The following is a 17485-nucleotide window of genomic DNA, read 5'->3' on the forward strand; positions in this document are numbered from 1 at the left end:
GGACCGGCCCACCCGTCCACCGGTCCGCTCACGCTACGCCCACCAGCCGTATGGTGAGATCACCGTTTCGCGATACGGACTGACGAACCGTCAGAACCGTCAGGCGCCGGAGTTCAGCGGGCGGTACACCGTCAGGGCCTCGGGCAGCTTCTCCAGCCGCACCTCGCCCGACACCGTCGTCACCTCGCCGTCGTAGGCCAGCGGGGTGCCGGGGGCGACGCCGGTCAGCCGCAGCCGGCTGACCTGCACCGCCGCGTGCGCGGGCGACCGGGTCAGCGGGCCCGCGGCCGCCGCCGCGAGCAACCGCAGCGCGGGCCTGCGGCTGCCGTGCACCGCCCGCACGTCCAGCAGGCCGTCCGCCAGATCGGTACGGCGGCCCGGCGCGAGCCCCATCCGGTGGTAGATGCCGTTGCCGACGAAGAGCAGCCACAGCGGCCGCCGCTCACCGCCCGCCACCACCTCCAGCGGATGCCGGCCGGCGCGCAGCACCCGCAGTACCCCGACCATCCCGGCCGGCCAGCTGCCGATCCGGTGCGACCAGCGGTCCCGCGCCCGCACCAGCTCCGGGTACACGCCGAGGCTCAGCGTGTTCAGGAACACGCCCTCCGTGTCCTCGGCGGCGAACCGGCCCACGTCCACCCGGACCGCCTCGCCGTGGCGCACCGCCCGGGCCAGTTGCCGTTCGTCCTCCACGCCGAGGTCGTAGGCGAAGTGGTTGAGGGTGCCGCCGGGCAGCACCGCGAGCGGCAGCCCGTGCCGCAGGGCGGCCCCGGCCGCCGCGTTCACCGTGCCGTCGCCGCCGCACACCCCGAGGACCCGCGCCCGGGCCGCCGCCTTCTCCAGCTCCTCGGCCACGTCCTCCGGCGCGCACTCCACGACCTCCGCCTTGGGCAGCGCGTCGCGCAGGGCGCGCACCCGGTCCGCGGTGCCCGACGCCTGGTTGGCGACCACCACCAGGCCGTCGCCCTCGGGCAGCGCCGGGGCGGCGGCCCGCGGCCGGGCGGAGCCGTTGACCTGGGCGCGGGTCGGCACCAGGCGCCGTACCAGGAAGGCCGCGCCCGCGCCGAGCGCGGCCCCGGCCAGCACGTCGCTCGGGAAGTGCACCCCCGTGTACACGCGGGACGCGGCCACCGACAACGCCACCGGCGCCACCGCCGCGCCCCACGCCGGCGACTCCAGGGCCACCCCGGTCGCGAAGGCCGCGGCGGAGGCGGCGTGCCCGGACGGGAAGGACGTGGTGATCGGCTGCTGCTTGAGCCGCCGCACCAGCGGCACCGGGTCGAGCACCGGGCGGGCCCGGCGCACCGACCGCTTGCCGACGGTGTTGATGGTCAGCGACGCCACACCGAGCGACGCCAGCCCCCGGACCGCCGCCCGGCGGGCTCGCGGTGTGCGGCTCGCGGCCATCGCGGCGGCCACCCCGAACCACAGCACCCCGTGGTTGGCGCCACGGCTCAGCCGGGGCAGCACCCCCTCGGCCCCCGGCCAGTTCCAGGCGGCGGCGGCCTCGAAGAGCCGGCCGTCGAGAGTGAGGGCCGTGCGCAGCGGGGTCCGGGCCGCGGAGGCGGGGACAGTCAGGTCCAAGTCTCGGCTCATGGGGTGCGCCTACCCGCGCAGGCCCGTTTCTTGTGCCGCGCCCGCCCGGCGTCACCCTTGATAACGGTTTGCCCCCGGTCCCGGCCGACCCGGAGAATGCCTGCCCATGGGACATCTGGAAGCCGCGCACCTCGAGTACCACCTCCCCGACGGCAGGACGCTGCTCGGTGACGTGTCCTTCCGGGTGGGCGAAGGTGCCGTCGTGGCCCTGGTCGGCCCGAACGGCGCCGGCAAGACCACCTTGCTGCGGCTGGTCTCCGGCGAGCTGAAACCGCACGGCGGCACGGTCACCGTCGGCGGCGGCCTCGGCGTGATGCGCCAGTTCGTGGGCTCCGTACGCGACGAGACGACCGTACGGGACCTGCTCGTCTCCGTCGCGCCGCCCCGCGTCCGCCAGGCCGCGAAGGCCGTCGACGAGGCCGAGCACGCCCTGATGACCGTCGACGACGAGGCCGCCCAGATGGGGTACGCGCAGGCCCTGTCCGACTGGGCGGAGGCCCGCGGCTACGAGGCCGAGACGCTGTGGGACATGTGCACCACCGCCGCGCTCGGCATGCCGTACGAACGCGCCCAGTGGCGGCAGGTGCGCACCCTCTCCGGGGGCGAGCAGAAACGGCTCGTGCTGGAGGCGCTGCTGCGCGGCACCGACGAGGTGCTGCTGCTGGACGAACCGGACAACTACCTCGACGTGCCCGGCAAGCGCTGGCTGGAGGAACAGCTGAGGGAGACCCGCAAGACGGTCCTGTTCGTCTCCCACGACCGGGAGCTCCTCGCCCGCGCCGCCGAGAAGATCGTCTCCGTGGAGCCGGGTCCGGCCGGCGCCGACGCCTGGGTGCACGGCGGCGGCTTCGCCACCTACCACGAGGCCCGCCGGGAACGCTTCGCCCGCTTCGAGGAACTGCGCCGCCGCTGGGACGAGAAGCACGCCCAGCTGAAGAAGCTCGTCCTCAACCTGCGGCAGGCCGCCGCCGTCAGCCACGAGATGGCGTCCCGCTACCAGGCCGCGCAGACCCGCCTGCGCAAGTTCGAGGAGGCGGGCCCGCCGCCGGAGCCGCCCCGCGAGCAGGACATCACCATGCGGCTCAAAGGCGGCCGGACCGGCGTCAGGGCCGTCACCTGCGAGGAGCTGGAGCTGACCGGCCTGATGCGGCCGTTCGACCTGGAGGTCTTCTACGGCGAGCGGGTCGCCGTCCTCGGCTCCAACGGCTCCGGCAAGTCGCACTTCCTGCGCCTGCTCGCCGGCGAGGACGTGGCGCACACGGGGCGGTGGAAGCTCGGCGCGCGCGTCGTGCCCGGCCACTTCGCGCAGACCCACGCCCACCCCGAGCTCCAGGGCCGCACCCTCCTCGACATCCTGTGGAAGGAGCACGCCCAGGACCGCGGGGCCGCCATGTCCCGGCTGCGCCGCTACGAGCTGACCCAGCAGGCCGAACAGGGCTTCGACCGGCTCTCCGGCGGCCAGCAGGCCCGGTTCCAGATCCTGCTGCTGGAACTCGCCGGCGCCACCGCGCTCCTCCTGGACGAGCCGACCGACAACCTGGACCTGGAGTCCGCCGAGGCGCTCCAGGAGGGCCTGGAGGCGTTCGAGGGGACGGTCCTCGCCGTCACCCACGACCGCTGGTTCGCCCGCTCCTTCGACCGCTTCCTGGTCTTCGGCAGCGACGGCCGGGTCCGCGAGACCGCCGAACCGGTCTGGGACGAACGCCGGGTCGAGCGCGCCCGGTGACCGGCCGGGAAAATTCGTCCCGAGGCACTGCCCGCCGGGCGGGTACCCGGACCGCATGAACGAACACGAAGAGCGGGGCACCACCACGACCGGAGTCGACCCCAGCCGGCTGGACGACCAGCAGCTCATGAAGGAGCTGGAGACGATCCACCGCACGCGCCACGACACCCTCCTGTACGGCTCGAACGACGCGCTGCGGGCCCACAACGAGCGCATGGCGCAACTGGAGGGCGAGTACCTGCGCCGCAATCCGCGCCGCCTGGTCAGCGCGGCCCGCACCCGGGAGGGCGCCCGGGAACGCGGCAGCGGGGAGACGGCGGCGCCGGGCACGTCCGGCACCTGAACCGGCGCCGGCCGCGGCCACCGGGCGCGGGCCGCACCCTGCACCCCCGGCAGCGGCAGGGGCCGGCCCCCACGGGCCGGCCCCTGCTCATGTCCCGGTACGGTCAGCCGGCGACCTCGCCGGCGAACACGTGCAGGTACGCCTCGCAGAACGCCTTCAGGTCGTCCGGCTTGCGGCTGGTCACCAGCTTGTTGGAACCGTGGTCGCAGATCTTCACCTGCTCGTCCACCCAGGTGCCACCGGCGTTGACGATGTCCGTGCGCAGGCTGGGCCAGGACGTCAGCACCCGGCCCCGGACGACGTCCGCCTCCACCAGCGTCCACGGCGCGTGACAGATCGCGGCGACCGGACGGCCCTGCTCGAAGAAGTCCTTCACGAACGCGACGGCCTTCTCGTCCATCCGCAGGAAGTCCGGGTTCGCGACCCCGCCCGGCAGCACCAGCCCGCCGAACGACCCGGGCGACGCCTCGCCCACCACCTCGTCCACGGGGAACGTGTCCGCCTTGTCGAGATGGTTGAACGCCTGGATCTTCCCGGACTCGGTCGACACCAGCACCGGCTCGTGCCCGGCATCGGAGGCCGCCTGCCACGGCTCCGTCAGCTCCACCTGCTCGACACCCTCGGGGGCGACCAGAAAAGCGATACGCATAGTTTTCAGCTTCCTCTCAGCTTGCGGCGGCCGCGCCGGTGCGGGTTGCCACACGCGGCCCGGACCGCCTGACTTCCCCTCACGCGCCGCCCGCCAGCGCCTCCGCCAGCTGCTGCACGTGGTCGTAACGTTCGCCGTGCGGCAGGGCGGCCACGGCGTCGATCAGCCCGCCGGGCGCGTTGTTCCGCCGCAGTGCCCGCGCCACCTCCCCCGGCTTCGCCGGGAACGCGTGCCGGCCCAGGTGCCGGGCCAGCTCCAGCCTCGTCCGCTCCAGCGACGCCGGCGATCCCAGACCGCCCACGGGGCCGCTCCAGACCTCCGGATCGTCGTCCGCGGCCGGTTCCGGGTCGTGCCACTCCTCGACCCGGGTCGGATGCCCGGACCTCAGCAACCCCCTCAGCTCATGCTTCATCTCGTCGTCGCGGTGGACGCTCAGCCGGTCACTGCCTCGCTGCATGTCTCCCTCCAGAGGCTCGACGGTCCGCACCGCGTACCCGGCTGGGCCCGCGCGTAACAGGGTCGAGCGCGTGATGGCCGGCGGCTTTTGGGGGCCGCGCCGGGGGCCGGCCCGCGGTCCGAGGTCACGAATAGATGACTACTACACCGAAGCTGCACGCGATCTTCACGGCGGGCGTTACGGTCATGCCTCCTACGTGCCCTGGGGGGACACCTGTGACAGACCCGTACACCCTGCCGCCGCAGCCGCCGACCGCGCCGACGCGGAGGTGGGGGCGCAAGCGGTACGTGCTGCCCGCCATCGGACTCGCCTTCTTCCTCGGCCTCGGCGCCGGCGGGCAGAACGACGGGAACGACGCGAAGGCGGCGGCCGCCAAGGTACGTCCGACGGTGACCGCGACCGTCACGGTGACGGCGACCGCCACGGCCACGCGGACCGCGACGCCCGAGCCCGCGCCGACGGTGACGGCGACGGCGACGAAGACCGTCAAGGTGAAGGTCACCGTCACCGCGCACGCGGCCGCCGTGGGCGCGGGGGGCGGGAGCGGCTCGTCCGGTGGGTCGAGCGGCGGTTCGTCCGGGGGCGGGGGGTCGAGTTCCTCCGGTGGCTCTTCCGGTGGAGGTGACGCCGGGGGCGGCGCCACCGCCCGCTGCAACGACGGCACCTACTCGTACGCCGCCCACCATCAGGGCGCGTGCTCGCACCACGGGGGCGTGGCCGTCTTCTACCGGTAGGCCACCGGCCCGTCGGCGGCGAGGGCCGCCCGTCGGCACGTCGGGCAGCGACCGCGACGGCAGGAACGACGGGGCGCTCTCCGTCGCGCGCATCTCACCCGCCCGGCCCCGTGTGTCGCGCGAATGGGGTCCGGCCGCGCGCGGTTCGGCGCCGGGCGGGCTGTGATGGCAGCGAGGGCACGCCACGTGCCCCGTACCCGGCGCCGCACGGCATCGCCGTCGTACCGGTGCGCCGGCGTACCGCCGTCCGACCGCCCGCCGAGGAGCCTGTCCCATGCGCCGCACCGTCCGCGCCCTGCCCGTCGCCTTCGTCGCCGGTGCCGCGCTCGCCCTCACCGGGCCCACCGCCGTCGCCGTACCCGCCGACGCCCCGCCCGCCGCCTGCGACGCCCTCACCGGGGTGGTGCCGGACCCCTTCCAGCCCGGTGCGCCGGACGGCGCCTGCCCGTCCGCCTCCGTGGACACCTCCCTGGCGTGCGAACCGGACGTCCCCTGCGCCGGCGAGGCGGACCCGCTGTGCGAGGAAGGAGGCTCCTGCCGGCAGGGCGCCACCGAGGGCGGCGGCAAGGAGGGCGCGGGCAAGGACGTCCCCGGCGGCCGGAACGACGGCGGTACGAAGGAGCCCGGTAAGCAGGACGGCGGCGGTAAGCAGGACGCGGGGGGCAGACAGGACGCGGGTGGCAAGCAGGACGGCGGAGGCAAGCAGGACACCGGGGGCCGGCAGGACGGCACCGGCAAGCAGGACAACGGAGGCCGGCAGGACACCGGGGGCAAGCAGGACACCGGAGGCAGACAGGACGGCACCGGCAAGCAGGACGGGCATCGGCAGGACGGGGGCGGGCAGGACCCGGCGGGCCGTCCCGACTGCCGCGCGTCCCACGACGGCGCCGGCTGCCCCCCGGCCACCGTCGAGCACGGGGTGGAGGCGGGCGAGGGCGGCACGTTCGGCGACTCGGTGCCCGCCCTCGTCACCGGCGGTGTGTTCATCGCGGCGGCCTGCGCGGGAGCCGGCTACCGGCTGTACGGTCGCAGGCGCTCGGCGGGGGACCGGCCCCCGCGGGCGTGAGCCGGGCGACCCCGCCGCCGCCCATGGAGAGCCGCCGGGCGGGTACAAACCTTCCCGAGGGCAGGGCGCCGGCAGCGGGGCCCGCCCCACGGCGGCCCCGGTCCGGCCGCACGGCCCGGCACGGCGGCGGCCGCCGGGAGCGGCGCCGGGACGGGACGGACGGGGCGCCCCGGACCGGGCGGCACGACGGCACGACGGACTGCGCGGAGGCGGACATGCGGCGGACGGACCCCGGCCAGGACCACGGCCCCGTCCGCTACGGCCCGCCCCTGCCCCCCGACGGCCTGCCCGTGCTCCCCGAACTGTCCGCCGTCCTCGCCGCCGCCGCGGGCCGCTCCGACGCCCAGCCCGTCGGCGGCGCCCCCGCCCTGCTGGAGGCGGCCTGCGGCTACTGGACCCGGCGCGGCCTGCCCACCGTCCCCGACCAGGTGGCCGCCGGACCCGGCGCCCCCGCCCTGCTGCTGGCCCTGACCGCCGCGCTCGCCGGCGACGGCGCCGACGTGCTCGCGCCGCGCCCCTGCGCCGCATGGTGGACGCCGTACGCCCGCGTCCTCGGCCGGCCCGTCTACCACGTGCCGACCACCGCCGAGAGCGGCGGTGTCCCCGACCCGTACGCCCTGCTGGAGACCGTCCGCCGGGTCCGCGCGGAGGGTGGCGACCCCCGGCTGCTGGTGCTGTCCGTCGCCGACGACCCGACGGCCACCGTCGCCCCGCCCGAACTGCTGCACGAGACCGTGGAGGCCGCCGGCGCCGAGGGCCTGCACCTGGTGAGCGACGAGACGTGGCGCGACACCCTGCACGCCCCGCACGGGACGGTCCTGCTCAGCCCCGCCGAGATGCGGCCCGACCGGGTCACCGTCGTCACCGACCTGGCCGGCGCCCTGCTGCCCGCCGGGTGGCCCGCCGCCGTCGCCCGGTTCCCGGCCACCGGCACCGGACGGCGCCTGCACGCGCGCGTGCTCGACATCCTCACCGCGCTCGGCGCCCGCGTCGCCGCCCCGGTCGCCGCGGCCGCCGGCTACGCCCTGGACGAACCCCCGCCCGTCACCGAGCGCCGCGAAGCCACCGTACGGCTGCACGCGCGGGTGGCCGTCGCCGCGCACACGGCGGTCGTCTCCGCCGGCGCGCTGGCCCGGCCGCCACAGGCCGGCCGGCACCTGTACGCCGATCTCGGGCCGCTGCGCGAGCCGCTCGCCGCCCGGGGCGTCGGTGACGCCCAGGAACTGGAGGACGTCCTCACCGCCCGGCTCGGCATGCCCGCCCCCGGCGGCCACCGCTTCGGCGACGACCTCGGCGCGCTGCGGGTACGGCTCTCCACCGGTGCCCTGCTGGGCGGCTCGGCGGAGGAGCGCCTGGAATGCCTCAGCTCCCCGGCGCCGCTGGAACTGCCCCACCTTCACCGCGCGTTGACCTCCTTGAGGTCGGCCTTCGGTGATCTCCGCGACGACGCTCAGCGATGGGAGTCTCCTCGATGACGCAGACGCACGAGTCCGGTCCGCCCGCGACGGCCACGGGGGCCGACGCGCCCGGCACGCCGGCTCCGCCCGCGCCCCCTTCGCCGCCGCTCGCCGAGCCCCGCCCGCTGGGCGAGCGCCGGGTGTGGCCCCGCGCCTTCCACGACCGGCTCACCGCCCCGCTGCCGGGCCTGCGGGCCATGGCCCGCTTCGCCCGCGAGGGCGCGGTCCGCCCCGGGCGGGACGGCCTCGCCGACCTCTCCCGGCTGCCGTACGAGCCGGGCCCGCTGCCCCGTGTCTCCACCGGTGCTCTCGCCGTCACCTGGGCGGGGCACGCCAGTTGGGTCGTGCGCGTCGGCGGGCTCACCGTCCTGACGGACCCCGTCTGGTCCCACCGCATCCTGGGCACCCCGGCCCGCATCACCCCCGTCGGGGTGCCCTGGGAGGCGCTGCCCCGCGTCGACGCCGTCGTCATCAGTCACAACCACTACGACCACCTGGACGCCCCCACCCTGCGCCGACTCCCGCGGCACACCCCGGTGTTCGTGCCCGCAGGCCTCGGCCGTTGGTTCCGCAGGCGCCGCTTCACCCATGTCACCGAGCTGGACTGGTGGGAGGGGACCGAACTGTCCGGCGTCCGCTTCGACTTCGTCCCGGCCCACCACTGGTCCAAACGGTCACTGACCGACACCTGCCAGAGTCTCTGGGGCGGCTGGGTCCTCACCGCCGCCGGGGGACAGCGCCTGTACTTCGCCGGGGACACCGGCTACGGCCACTGGTTCTCCCGCATCGGCGCCCGCTACCCGGGCATCGACCTCGCCCTGATGCCCGTCGGCGCCTACGACCCCCGCTGGTGGCTCCGCGACGTCCACTGCGACCCCGAGGAGGCGGTCCGCGCCACCCTCGACCTGGGTGCCCGCCGCATGGCCCCCATGCACTGGGGCACGTTCGTCCTGTCCGCCGAACCGGTCCTGGAACCCCTCACCCGCACCCGGGCCGCCTGGCGGCGGGCCGGCCTGGACCGGGAGGACCTGTGGGACCTGCCGGTCGGGGGCTCCCGGGTGCTGGACCGGCGCGCCGCCGTCCCGGGCACCGCCGACGGCTAGGGTCTTTCGTTCGGATCGAGCCCGGCATGATCCGAACGAGAGGCCCTAGGTCACCGCACCCGCCGCACCACCCCCGGCACCGCGCCGACCAGGACCGTCAGCGCGATCGCCGCGACGACGCCCTCCCACGGCTCGCTGAACAGCGAGCCGCCCAGTATGCCGATCACCTGGTAGGTCACCGCCCAGGCCAGGCACGCGGGCAGGTTGCCCCGGCTGAACCTGCGCAGCGGCCACTCGGCCAGCAGACAGGCCAGCATCACCGGTATCCGTCCCGCCGGGACGAGCCGCGACAGCACCAGGACCGCCACGCCGTGCCCGGCGAGCTTCTCCTGGGCCTGTTCGAGCCGCTCCTCAGGTGCCCGCGACCGGATCGCCTTCAGCCACCGCGACCCGTTCCTCGACCGCAGTCCGCGCCGGCCCAGCCAGTACAGCGCCGCGTCCCCGAGGAAAGCGGCCAGCGACGCCGTCACGAACACCAGCAGCAGCGAGAAGGGTTCCGTCCGGTGGAACGCCACCACCGCCGCCGCGCTGACCAGCGCCCCGGTCGGCACCACCGGCAGCAGCGCCCCGACCAGCACCAGCAGGAACAGCGACGGATAGCCGAGGGCCTGCCGCGTCGGGTCCGCCGGCAGGGTCGACGTCAGCGCGGCGGCGAGCACCGCGGTGGCCGGCCGTATCACCGGGAGACCTCCAGCCGCAGGCTCTCCCCGTGCCCGAGCCGGTGCACCGCCACCTGCGGTGCGGCCAGCGCCGCCAGCCGCACGAACTCGTCACCCGGCGCGTGGAACTCGTGCGGGCGCACCGCGTCCATGCCGATCGGCCAGTACGTGCCGTAGTGCACCGGGACCGCGGCCCGCGGCGCCAGCCGGGCCAGCGCCCGCGCCGCCCGTCCCGCGTCCAGGTGTCCCTCCCCGAGGTACGGGCCCCAGCCGCCCACCGGCAGCAGGGCCACGTCCACCGGCCCGACCCGCTCGGCCATCGCGTCGAACAGCCCGGTGTCCCCGGCGAAGTAGGTCCGCGCACCGCCCTCCACCACGTAGCCCAGCGCGGGGGAGCGGTGCGGTCCCACCGGCAGCCGCCGCCCGTCGTGCAGCGCCGGCACCACCCGCACCAGCAGCCCGCCGGCGCGCACCTCGTCGCCGGGCGCCACCTCCGTGATGCGCAGGTGGCGCAGCCGGCGCAGACCCGGCACCGCCCGGGGCGCGCCCCGGGGCACGAGCAGGCGCGTGCCCGGCTCCAGGCAGGCCAGCGAGGGCACATGGAGGTGGTCGGCGTGCAGGTGGGAGACGAGCACCAGGTCCGCGCGGCGGGCCGCGGCGGGCGGCACGGCACCCCGGCGGCGGCGCAGGTGCGCCAGCCGCCGGGCGAACAGGGGATCGGTGAGCACCCGGGTGTTCGAGTCCTCCACCGTGCAGGTGGCGTGACCCCACCAGGTGATCTCCACCGGCACCTTCCCCGCCTCCTTCACGCGACTCCCCGAAGCCTACGGGCAGGAGTATGGTCGGCGGCGAAACCCGGAGGTGAGGGGTAGGCGATGGGACAGCTGCGGGGTGTCTTCGGCGCGTTCACGACGGTGAGGGTGACCGCGATCGCCAGCCTGACACCTCTGGAGGAGCTGGAGGCCGACCCCTTCCTGGTGGACTCGCGCAGCCAGCACGCGATGTGCGCCCACTGGGCCGCCGAGCACGGCTACGTCATCGCCCGCGAACTCCTCGTCGGCGGGCTGCGGTTCGACCACGGCGCGCTGTGGGACGGGGTCCGGCCCGGCGTGGACCTGTTCGTCGCCCCCAGCCTGCGGGTGCTGCGGCGGGCCCTGTCGTCGGTGGACGAGTTCACCGCCGAGTGCGCCCGCCGGGGGGTGCGCGTGGAGACGGTCGGGCGGGCCGAACCGTCGTACGACGCGCAGATGAAGGCACGCGTGCACCGGCGGCTGTCCATGCCCACGGCCGGCTACGACGGCCGCTAGCGCGTGTCTCTTTGGTGGGTTGATCAGTTGATCGGGTATGCCTGTCCGATTAGTGATCACTGATGCGATGTGGGGCCGGATCGAGCCGCTGATGCCGGCCGATCCGGTCCGCGGGCGGCGATGGGCCGACCACCGCCGCACCCTTGAGGTCATCGCGTGGAAGTACCGCACCAACTCGCCCTGGCGGGACCTCCCCGACGAGCTGGGCTCGTTCCAGACGGCCCATAAACGGCTGATCAGGTGGGCCGTCGACGGCACCTGGGAGAAGATCCTCGCCGCCGTCCTGGCAGCGTCGGACGCCGCCGACGACATCGACTGGACGGTATCGGTGGACTCCACGGTCGTCCGGGCCCACCAGCACGCAGCCGGAGCACGTAAAAAGGGGCGACCTGCTCCGGCGAGCCCGCCGATCACGCACTCGGACGCTCCCGTGGCGGGCTGAGCACGAAGGTCCACCTGGCCGCCGACGGCGGTGCACGACCTCTGGCCTTCACCGTCACCGCGGGCCAAGCCGGTGACGCCCCCGCCTTCGAGACGGTGATGTCCCGCATCCGCGTGCCTCGAAGCGGTCCGGGCAGGCCGCGAACCCGACCCTTCGTAGTGCTGGCCGACCGGGCCTACTCATCCCGGGCCATCCGCAGTCACCTGCGACGCCGGGGAATCCGCGCGGTCATCCCGCAGCCCTCCGACCAGATCGGCCACCGTCTGCGGCGAGGCCGCCAAGGTGGCCGCCCGCCCGGCTTCGACCGCGAGGCATACAAGCAGCGGAACACCGTCGAGCGGTGCATCAACCGCCTCAAGCAGTGGCGCGGCCTGGCCACACGGACCGACAAACTCGCCATCGCCTACCAGGCCGCACTCCACCTCGCCGGCATCCTCATCTGGACCCGACGCTGACCAAATAGACAGAACCTAGGCCCCTTTCTCCCGACCGTGCCGGCCGCGCGGAGGCCCGTCCCCGGCCCGGCCGGCCCGTGTGACAAGGTGGAACCGCCCGGTAGTGGAGCGGGCCGGGACGTGAGGGGTACGGGGCGTGCGGGGCGTAGCAGACGTGCGGTGGTGGCGGACCGCCGGTCACATCGGTCGGAGCATCGCCGTGTGGGCGGTCTCCACGGCCACCATGCTGGTCCTCGCCGGCCTCCTGCCCGACTTCCGGCTCCAGTCGCCCGACGGTGACAGCGCCACCCGCACGGCCGTGACCGCCGCCTGCGGCGCCGGTGCCTTCGGGCTGCTGTCCGCGGTGGTCTGGCCGCTCCTCGTCCGGCTGCTGCTGCTCGTCCCCGCCCTGGTCCTCGGCCTGCTGGTCTTCTTCCTCAACGGATCCCTGCTGCTGCTCGCCCTGTACATCAACCCCTCCGGCCAGGCAGAGGCCGCGCCGGAGACCGCCGTCATCGTGGCCGCCGTGATGTCCGCCGTGGCCTCCGCCACCGGCGCGGCCCTCACCGTCCGCGACGACGAGCCCTACCGGCGCCGCCTGCACCGCCTCGCCGCCCGCGGCCGGCGGTCCGGGCCGCCCTGCCCGACCGCTCCCGGGCTGGTCTGCGTGCAGCTCGACGGCGTCGGACACGACGTCCTCGCCGACGCCGTCCGCAGGGGTCTCATGCCGACGGTCGCCCGCTGGCTGTCCCCGGCGGACGGCACGCTCCCGGCCGCCGCCGCCGGACGGCCGGCGGACGGCGCGCCGCCCACGCACGTCCTCACGCCCTGGCGCACCGACTGGTCCAGCCAGACCGGCGCCAGCCAGCTCGGCATCCTGCACGGCAGCACCTTCGACGTGCCGGCCTTCCGCTGGTACGAGAAGGACCGGGGCGAGGTGATGGTGTGCAACCGCCCCACGAGCGCCGCCGAGCTCCAGCGCCGCGCCGTCGCGCACACCGGCGACGACGGGCTGCTCGCCGTGGACGGCGCCAGCCGCGGCAACCTCTTCAGCGGCGGCGCCGGCGAACAGGCCCTCGTGCTGTCCATAGCGATCCGCCGCCGCGGCCGGGAGAACCGTTCCCGCGCCGGGTACTTCGCCTACTTCTGCGACCCGGCCAACGCCGTGCGCACCGCGCTCGGCTTCGTCGCCGAGGTGGGCCGCGAGATCGGCGAGTCGACCCGGGCCCGCCTCCGCAGACAGCGGCCACGGGTCGGCCGGGGCGGCCTCTACCCGTTCATCCGCGCCTTCGCCACCGTCGTCGAACGGGACGTGGTGGTCGCCGCCGTCCTCGGCGACCTGCTCGCCGGCCGCACCGCCGTCTACGCCGACCTGGTCGCCTACGACGAGGTCGCCCACCACTCCGGCCCGAACAGCCGCGACGCCGACAAGGTCCTCCAGCGCCTCGACCGGGCCCTCGCGCTCATCGCGCGCGTCGCCGAACACGCCCCGCGGCCCTACCGGATCGTCGTCCTCTCCGACCACGGACAGAGCCCCGGCGAGACCTTCCGCGCCCGCTACGGCCTCGGCCTCGGCGACCTCGTCCGGGCCGGCTGCGGACTGCCCGTGCCCCGCCGCGCCGAACGCACGCGCAGCGGCGCCGAGGCCCGCGCCACCGTCCGCGCCGCGCTGCGCCGGCCCGAGCGGCAGAAGGACGAGCAGCACGGCCCCGGCCGCGCGTCCGAGCCCGTCGTCCTCGCCTCCGGCAACCTCGGCCTGGTCTCCTTCCCGGACGTGCCGCACCGCATGACCAAGGAGGAGATCGACGCCCGCCACCCGGCGCTGCTCACCACCCTGGCCAACCACCCCGGGATCGGCTTCCTCCTGGTGCGCAGCGCCGCGCACGACGGCGTGGTGCTCGGCGCCGACGGCGCCGAGATCCCGCTCGCCCGGCTCGACGACGAACCCGGCCCGCTGGCCGCGTTCGGCCCCGGGGCCGCCGACGCCGTCCGCCGCACCCACTCCTTCCCGCACACCGCGGACATCATGGTGAACTCCGCCTACGACCCCGCCGACGGCGAGGTCCTCGCCTTCGAGGAGCAGATCGGCTCCCACGGCGGCCTCGGCGGCGCCCAGTCCCGCCCGTTCCTGCTCTTCCCGCGGGAGCTGTCCGCCCCGGCCGAGGACGGCGCGGAACCGGTCGGTGCCGAGCACGTCCACCGCGTCCTGCGCCGTTGGCTGCGTGAACTGGACGGCCCGCAGGTGCCGCTCACCGCCGCCGCCGAGGAGGAGCGGGCCGCCTGAATCGGCCGTTCCGCCGTGCCGCGGGACGGCCCGCCGGGGCCGCGTGGGCCGTCCGCAGCGTGCGACGGGCCCGGATGTGATCGGATAGGGCCACGGGGAACCCCGTACGCGACACTCGCGAAAGGAACCATCGTGGCAACCACGCGCACCGCGCACACCGTCTGGGAAGGCAACCTGCTCGAGGGCAACGGCGTCGTCACCTTCGACTCCTCCGGCATCGGCCAGCAGCCGGTGTCGTGGCCCTCGCGCGCCGAGCAGGCGAACGGCAGGACCAGCCCCGAGGAGCTGATCGCCGCCGCCCACTCCAGCTGCTTCTCCATGGCCCTCTCGCACGGCCTGGCCGGCGCCGGCACCCCGCCCACCCGGCTGGAGACCAAGGCCGACGTCACCTTCCAGCCGGGCGAGGGCATCACCGGCATCCACCTCACCGTGCGCGGCGAGGTGCCCGGCCTGGACGCGGAGGGCTTCGCCTCCGCCGCCGAGGACGCCAAGAAGAACTGCCCGGTCAGCCAGGCCCTGACCGGCACGACCATCACGCTGACGGCCGAGCTGGCCTGACGCCCGTCCGGCCCGGTGCCGCGCCCCGCCGGGGGCGCGGCACCGCCGCGTCCGGAGCCGGCCGGCTCAGCCGGAGGCGGCCGGCAGGGTGGCGCACACCGCGTCCAGGACGCCGGCGTACGGGGTGCCGTCCTCGGCCAGCCGCGCGCGCAGCCGCTCCAGGCCGTCGCGGTACCCGGTCAGCACGCCCGTGTCGCCGGTCCGCGCGGTGTACTCCAGCACGGCGGGCAGGAAGTCGGGCGGCTGCCCGTCGCACTCCAGGCCGTGCCGGCGGTAGAGATCCGCGAGGCCGTCCGGGGCCGGCCGGCGCGGGGCGCCGCCGGCGGGCCACCGGCTCAGGTACAGGCCGTGCCGGTGCCCGGCGCCGAAGACCCGCTCGTAGTGGGCGGCCAGTTCCCGCCGCGGGGTGACGGCCGCGTGGTCGGTGAACCCGCGCAGCTGCGGGGCGGCCTCGCGCAGCAGCGGCAGACGGGCGACGAGGTCCTCGTCCGGGTAGGTCAGACAGAGGGCCGCCGCCTGGTGGAGCACCGCGTCCGAGGGCATCAGCGGGCCCGCGCCGGACCGGTCCGGTCCGGGCGGCCGGCGGTGGGCGGGACCGCGCCGGGACCACCGGGCGGTGTCTGCGGGTCGGTCACGTGCGCGCTCCCTCGGTCCGTCCCCGTACCCAGAACCTAGGGCCGCGCGCCGGAACCCACCCGTTCCCGGACCCGTACGGGTCACGCGGGGCGCGGGCTCAGAGCCGGTCGCGGTACTCCCGCAGCAGCTCCCGCGTGCGGTGCGCCGACCCGGCCCGGGCCGTCATGTGGTCCAGCACCTCCAGGTGCGTGGCGACCTCACGGCGCGAGTCCAGGTAGAGCGCGCCGGTCAGGTACTCGGTGAACACCATGTCCGGCAGCTCCGGCTCGGCGAACCGGAACAGCGTGAACGGCGCGTACGTCCCCGGGTGCGGGCCCGCGGCGAACTCGGCGATCTGGAGCGTGACCCGGTCCCGTTCGCCGTACTCCAGCAACCGGTCCAGCTGCTCCCGCATCACCTCGGGCCGCGCCCCCACCGGGCGCCTGAGCACCGTCTCGTCCATGATGACCCACAGGTGGGGCGGGTCGTCCCGCTCCAGCAGCCGCTGCCGTTCCATGCGCAGCGACACGTGCCGCTCGATCGTCGCCGGGGAGGTCTGCCCGATCGTCCCGGCCTCCATCACGGCGCGCGCGTACCCCTCGGTCTGGAGCAGACCGGGCACGAAGTGCGGCTCGTAGGAGCGGATGATCCGGGCGGCGCCCTCCAGGCTGACGTACAGGCTGAACCAGTCGGGCAGCACGTCGTGGAAGCGCTGCCACCAGCCGGGCTGGTTCGCCTCCTCCGCCAGCCGCACGAACGCGTCGCTCTCCTCGCCGCCCACCCCGTAGGCGGACAGCAGCACCTGCACGTAGGGGATCTTCAGCGCGACCTCGGCCATCTCCATCCGGCGTACGGTCGCCGACGCCACCCTCAGGACACGGGCGGCCTCCTCCCGGCTGAGCCCCGCCGCCTCGCGCAGCTCCTGGAGCCGTTTGCCGAGCACCACCTGACCCACCGTGGGCGCAGCCCGCCGCTCACTCACGCCACGCCCCTCCCCGGCCCACCGACGTAACCGGGCGTCAGTCTGTCATGTGCCGCCGTCCCGTACCCGCGTCCGGGACCGCCGGATTCCCGCAGGGTGTCAACCGACCAGGGTGTGCAGGTACTTGGCGGTCGCCGCGTCCGCCGGCAGGAACGTCTCGATGGCGAGTTCGGCGACCGTGACGTCCATCGGCGTGTTGAACGTGGAGATGGAGGACACGAACGACAGGGTGCGGCCGTCGTGCTCGATGAGTAGGGGCAGCGCGAAGTACGGCACCGGCACGGCCGGCGCGGCGCCCGGCCGCTCCTCGGGCACCGGGTAGGCCGCCACCTCCTCGTACAGGGCGCGGAGCCGGTCCGAGCGGTGCAGGGCGATGTCCCGCTCCATCTGCGCCAGCAGGTGCCCGCGCCACTCGCGCAGGTTCCGGATGCGCGGCGCGAGCCCCTCGGGGTGCAGGGTCAGCCGCATCGCGTTCGGCTCCGGCGCCATCAGCTCCTCGGTCACGCCCTCCAGCAGCATCGCGATGCCCCGGTTGGCGGCGACGACCGTGTACCCGGCGTCGACCACCAGCGCGGGGTAGGGCTCGTAGCCCCGGATGAGGCGTTCCATGCCGTCGCGCAGCCCGTCCAGCGCCGGGTCGTCCAGCGGGGTCTCCGGATAGTGCGGGGCGTAACCGGCGGCCAGCAGCAGGGAGTTGCGCTCACGCACCGGCACGTCCAGCTGTTCGGCGAGCCGCAGCACCATCTCCTCGCTCGGCCGGGACCGCCCGGTCTCGATGAAGCTGATGTGCCGGGCGGAGGAGTCGGCGCGCAGCGCCAGTTCCAGCTGGGAGATCCGGCGCCGCTCCCGCCAGGCGCGCAGCAGCGGTCCGGCTCCCTTGCCGGGGAGGGCGGTGGCGGCCGGGCTCGACGCGACGATCGTCATACCGTCGACCCTAGTCCAGGACGGGGGAGCCCATCGAGCGCCGGGTGCCGGGCGCCGGCCACGTCGCGTCGCCGTGCCGCGCCCGCCGCCCCCGTGGCAGGCTGGACCGCCGGACGCGACCCGTGTCCGGCGCGCCTCCTCGGGGGGAC

18 protein-coding genes are annotated in these 17485 nt (G+C 75.4%); 10 read left to right on the forward strand and 8 right to left on the reverse strand.

All coding sequences use genetic code 11. The features are described 5' to 3' along the window. Positions 1-99: 99 nt before the first annotated feature. The gene (locus ACIQVT_RS21055) at positions 100-1596 is read right to left on the reverse strand and encodes a bifunctional phosphatase PAP2/diacylglycerol kinase family protein (protein ID WP_403755661.1); all 1497 of its coding nucleotides are present in this window, start codon (positions 1594-1596) and stop codon (positions 100-102) included. A 106-nt stretch (positions 1597-1702) separates the two neighbouring features. Here ACIQVT_RS21055 and ACIQVT_RS21060 point away from each other — a divergent pair, with 106 nt between their 5' ends. Continuing rightward, the gene (locus ACIQVT_RS21060) at positions 1703-3322 is read left to right on the forward strand and encodes an ATP-binding cassette domain-containing protein (protein ID WP_403755664.1); all 1620 of its coding nucleotides are present in this window, start codon (positions 1703-1705) and stop codon (positions 3320-3322) included. A gap of 55 nt (positions 3323-3377) precedes the next feature. Further along, a complete protein-coding gene (locus ACIQVT_RS21065) occupies positions 3378-3665 on the forward strand; it encodes a DUF6158 family protein (protein ID WP_403755666.1) in 288 nt (95 codons plus the stop codon). A 103-nt stretch (positions 3666-3768) separates the two neighbouring features. On the opposite strand, the gene ACIQVT_RS21070 is transcribed toward ACIQVT_RS21065, so the two are convergent. Together ACIQVT_RS21070 and ACIQVT_RS21075 are read right to left on the reverse strand one after the other, a co-directional pair. Next, positions 3769-4314 carry a type 1 glutamine amidotransferase domain-containing protein gene (locus ACIQVT_RS21070; RefSeq protein WP_403755670.1) on the reverse strand — a complete coding sequence of 182 codons (546 nt, stop codon included), beginning with the start codon at positions 4312-4314 and terminating at the stop codon, positions 3769-3771. Between the two features lie 79 nt (positions 4315-4393). Then, positions 4394-4771 carry a DUF2795 domain-containing protein gene (locus tag ACIQVT_RS21075; protein ID WP_403755673.1) on the reverse strand — a complete coding sequence of 126 codons (378 nt, stop codon included), beginning with the start codon at positions 4769-4771 and terminating at the stop codon, positions 4394-4396. Between the two features lie 215 nt (positions 4772-4986). Between ACIQVT_RS21075 and ACIQVT_RS21080 the strand changes: the two genes are divergently transcribed. The 4 genes from ACIQVT_RS21080 to ACIQVT_RS21095 all read left to right on the forward strand — a co-directional run bounded on the left by ACIQVT_RS21080 (position 4987) and on the right by ACIQVT_RS21095 (position 9131). Next, positions 4987-5505, forward strand: a complete 519-nt coding sequence (locus ACIQVT_RS21080) for a DUF3761 domain-containing protein (protein ID WP_403755676.1) — start codon at positions 4987-4989, stop codon at positions 5503-5505. Positions 5506-5779: 274 nt separating this feature from the next. Then, positions 5780-6571 (forward strand): hypothetical protein, encoded by a 792-nt coding sequence (locus tag ACIQVT_RS21085; RefSeq protein WP_403755679.1) that lies wholly within the window; start codon positions 5780-5782, stop codon positions 6569-6571. 215 nt (positions 6572-6786) lie between these two features. Beyond that, positions 6787-8046 carry an aminotransferase class I/II-fold pyridoxal phosphate-dependent enzyme gene (locus tag ACIQVT_RS21090; protein WP_403755682.1) on the forward strand — a complete coding sequence of 420 codons (1260 nt, stop codon included), beginning with the start codon at positions 6787-6789 and terminating at the stop codon, positions 8044-8046. Continuing rightward, positions 8043-9131 carry an MBL fold metallo-hydrolase gene (locus ACIQVT_RS21095; protein WP_403755686.1) on the forward strand — a complete coding sequence of 363 codons (1089 nt, stop codon included), beginning with the start codon at positions 8043-8045 and terminating at the stop codon, positions 9129-9131. Before ACIQVT_RS21090 ends, ACIQVT_RS21095 begins: the two co-directional genes overlap by 4 nt. A 50-nt stretch (positions 9132-9181) precedes the next feature. Here the strand turns inward: ACIQVT_RS21095 and ACIQVT_RS21100 are convergent, their stop codons facing one another. After that, on the reverse strand, positions 9182-9808 hold the full coding sequence (locus tag ACIQVT_RS21100; RefSeq protein ID WP_403755887.1) for a DedA family protein: 627 nt from the start codon (positions 9806-9808) through the stop codon (positions 9182-9184). Continuing rightward, positions 9808-10581, reverse strand: coding sequence for an MBL fold metallo-hydrolase (locus ACIQVT_RS21105; RefSeq protein ID WP_403755890.1), 774 nt, complete (start codon positions 10579-10581; stop codon positions 9808-9810). Before ACIQVT_RS21105 ends, ACIQVT_RS21100 begins: the two co-directional genes overlap by 1 nt. A gap of 84 nt (positions 10582-10665) precedes the next feature. On the opposite strand from ACIQVT_RS21105, the gene ACIQVT_RS21110 reads away from it, so the two are divergent. The 4 genes from ACIQVT_RS21110 to ACIQVT_RS21125 all read left to right on the forward strand — a co-directional run bounded on the left by ACIQVT_RS21110 (position 10666) and on the right by ACIQVT_RS21125 (position 14815). After that, entirely contained in the window at positions 10666-11097 is a 432-nt protein-coding gene (locus ACIQVT_RS21110; RefSeq protein ID WP_403755689.1) for a hypothetical protein, read from the forward strand. Positions 11098-11134: 37 nt separating this feature from the next. After that, positions 11135-11994 (forward strand): IS5 family transposase gene (locus ACIQVT_RS21115; RefSeq protein WP_403755692.1). Its coding sequence is split into 2 segments (ribosomal slippage): positions 11135-11477 and positions 11477-11994, totalling 861 coding nucleotides; the frame shifts between segments, so codons are not numbered across the junction. A gap of 136 nt (positions 11995-12130) precedes the next feature. Next, entirely contained in the window at positions 12131-14257 is a 2127-nt protein-coding gene (locus tag ACIQVT_RS21120; protein ID WP_403755697.1) for a phage holin family protein, read from the forward strand. A gap of 132 nt (positions 14258-14389) precedes the next feature. After that, a complete protein-coding gene (locus tag ACIQVT_RS21125) occupies positions 14390-14815 on the forward strand; it encodes an OsmC family protein (RefSeq protein ID WP_121786023.1) in 426 nt (141 codons plus the stop codon). A gap of 66 nt (positions 14816-14881) precedes the next feature. Here ACIQVT_RS21125 and ACIQVT_RS21130 read toward each other — a convergent pair whose 3' ends face one another. The 3 genes from ACIQVT_RS21130 to ACIQVT_RS21140 form a co-directional block, all read right to left on the reverse strand. Continuing rightward, a complete protein-coding gene (locus tag ACIQVT_RS21130) occupies positions 14882-15358 on the reverse strand; it encodes a nitrate reductase molybdenum cofactor assembly chaperone (protein ID WP_403755701.1) in 477 nt (158 codons plus the stop codon). A gap of 190 nt (positions 15359-15548) precedes the next feature. Beyond that, positions 15549-16412 (reverse strand): helix-turn-helix domain-containing protein, encoded by an 864-nt coding sequence (locus ACIQVT_RS21135; RefSeq protein WP_403755705.1) that lies wholly within the window; start codon positions 16410-16412, stop codon positions 15549-15551. A gap of 99 nt (positions 16413-16511) precedes the next feature. Then, positions 16512-17336: a helix-turn-helix domain-containing protein gene (locus ACIQVT_RS21140; RefSeq protein ID WP_403755708.1), complete on the reverse strand. Its 825-nt coding sequence runs from the start codon at positions 17334-17336 to the stop codon at positions 16512-16514. Positions 17337-17485 lie beyond the last annotated feature (149 nt).

The sequence above is a fragment of the Streptomyces sp. NPDC100445 genome (assembly GCF_044759735.1).
Classification (GTDB): Bacteria; Actinomycetota; Actinomycetes; order Streptomycetales; family Streptomycetaceae; genus Streptomyces.

Excerpts from the sequence above, each read along its gene's own strand:
- ACIQVT_RS21055 (WP_403755661.1), bottom strand. The coding sequence starts at position 1,596 with ATGAGCCGAGACTTGGACCTGACTGTCCCCGCCTCCGCGGCCCGGACC.
- ACIQVT_RS21060 (WP_403755664.1), top strand. The coding sequence starts at position 1,703 with ATGGGACATCTGGAAGCCGCGCACCTCGAGTACCACCTCCCCGACGGC.
- ACIQVT_RS21065 (WP_403755666.1), top strand. The coding sequence starts at position 3,378 with ATGAACGAACACGAAGAGCGGGGCACCACCACGACCGGAGTCGACCCC.
- ACIQVT_RS21070 (WP_403755670.1), bottom strand. The coding sequence starts at position 4,314 with ATGCGTATCGCTTTTCTGGTCGCCCCCGAGGGTGTCGAGCAGGTGGAG.
- ACIQVT_RS21075 (WP_403755673.1), bottom strand. The coding sequence starts at position 4,771 with ATGCAGCGAGGCAGTGACCGGCTGAGCGTCCACCGCGACGACGAGATG.
- ACIQVT_RS21085 (WP_403755679.1), top strand. The coding sequence starts at position 5,780 with ATGCGCCGCACCGTCCGCGCCCTGCCCGTCGCCTTCGTCGCCGGTGCC.
- ACIQVT_RS21090 (WP_403755682.1), top strand. The coding sequence starts at position 6,787 with ATGCGGCGGACGGACCCCGGCCAGGACCACGGCCCCGTCCGCTACGGC.
- ACIQVT_RS21095 (WP_403755686.1), top strand. The coding sequence starts at position 8,043 with ATGACGCAGACGCACGAGTCCGGTCCGCCCGCGACGGCCACGGGGGCC.
- ACIQVT_RS21110 (WP_403755689.1), top strand. The coding sequence starts at position 10,666 with ATGGGACAGCTGCGGGGTGTCTTCGGCGCGTTCACGACGGTGAGGGTG.
- ACIQVT_RS21130 (WP_403755701.1), bottom strand. The coding sequence starts at position 15,358 with ATGCCCTCGGACGCGGTGCTCCACCAGGCGGCGGCCCTCTGTCTGACC.
- ACIQVT_RS21140 (WP_403755708.1), bottom strand. The coding sequence starts at position 17,336 with ATGACGATCGTCGCGTCGAGCCCGGCCGCCACCGCCCTCCCCGGCAAG.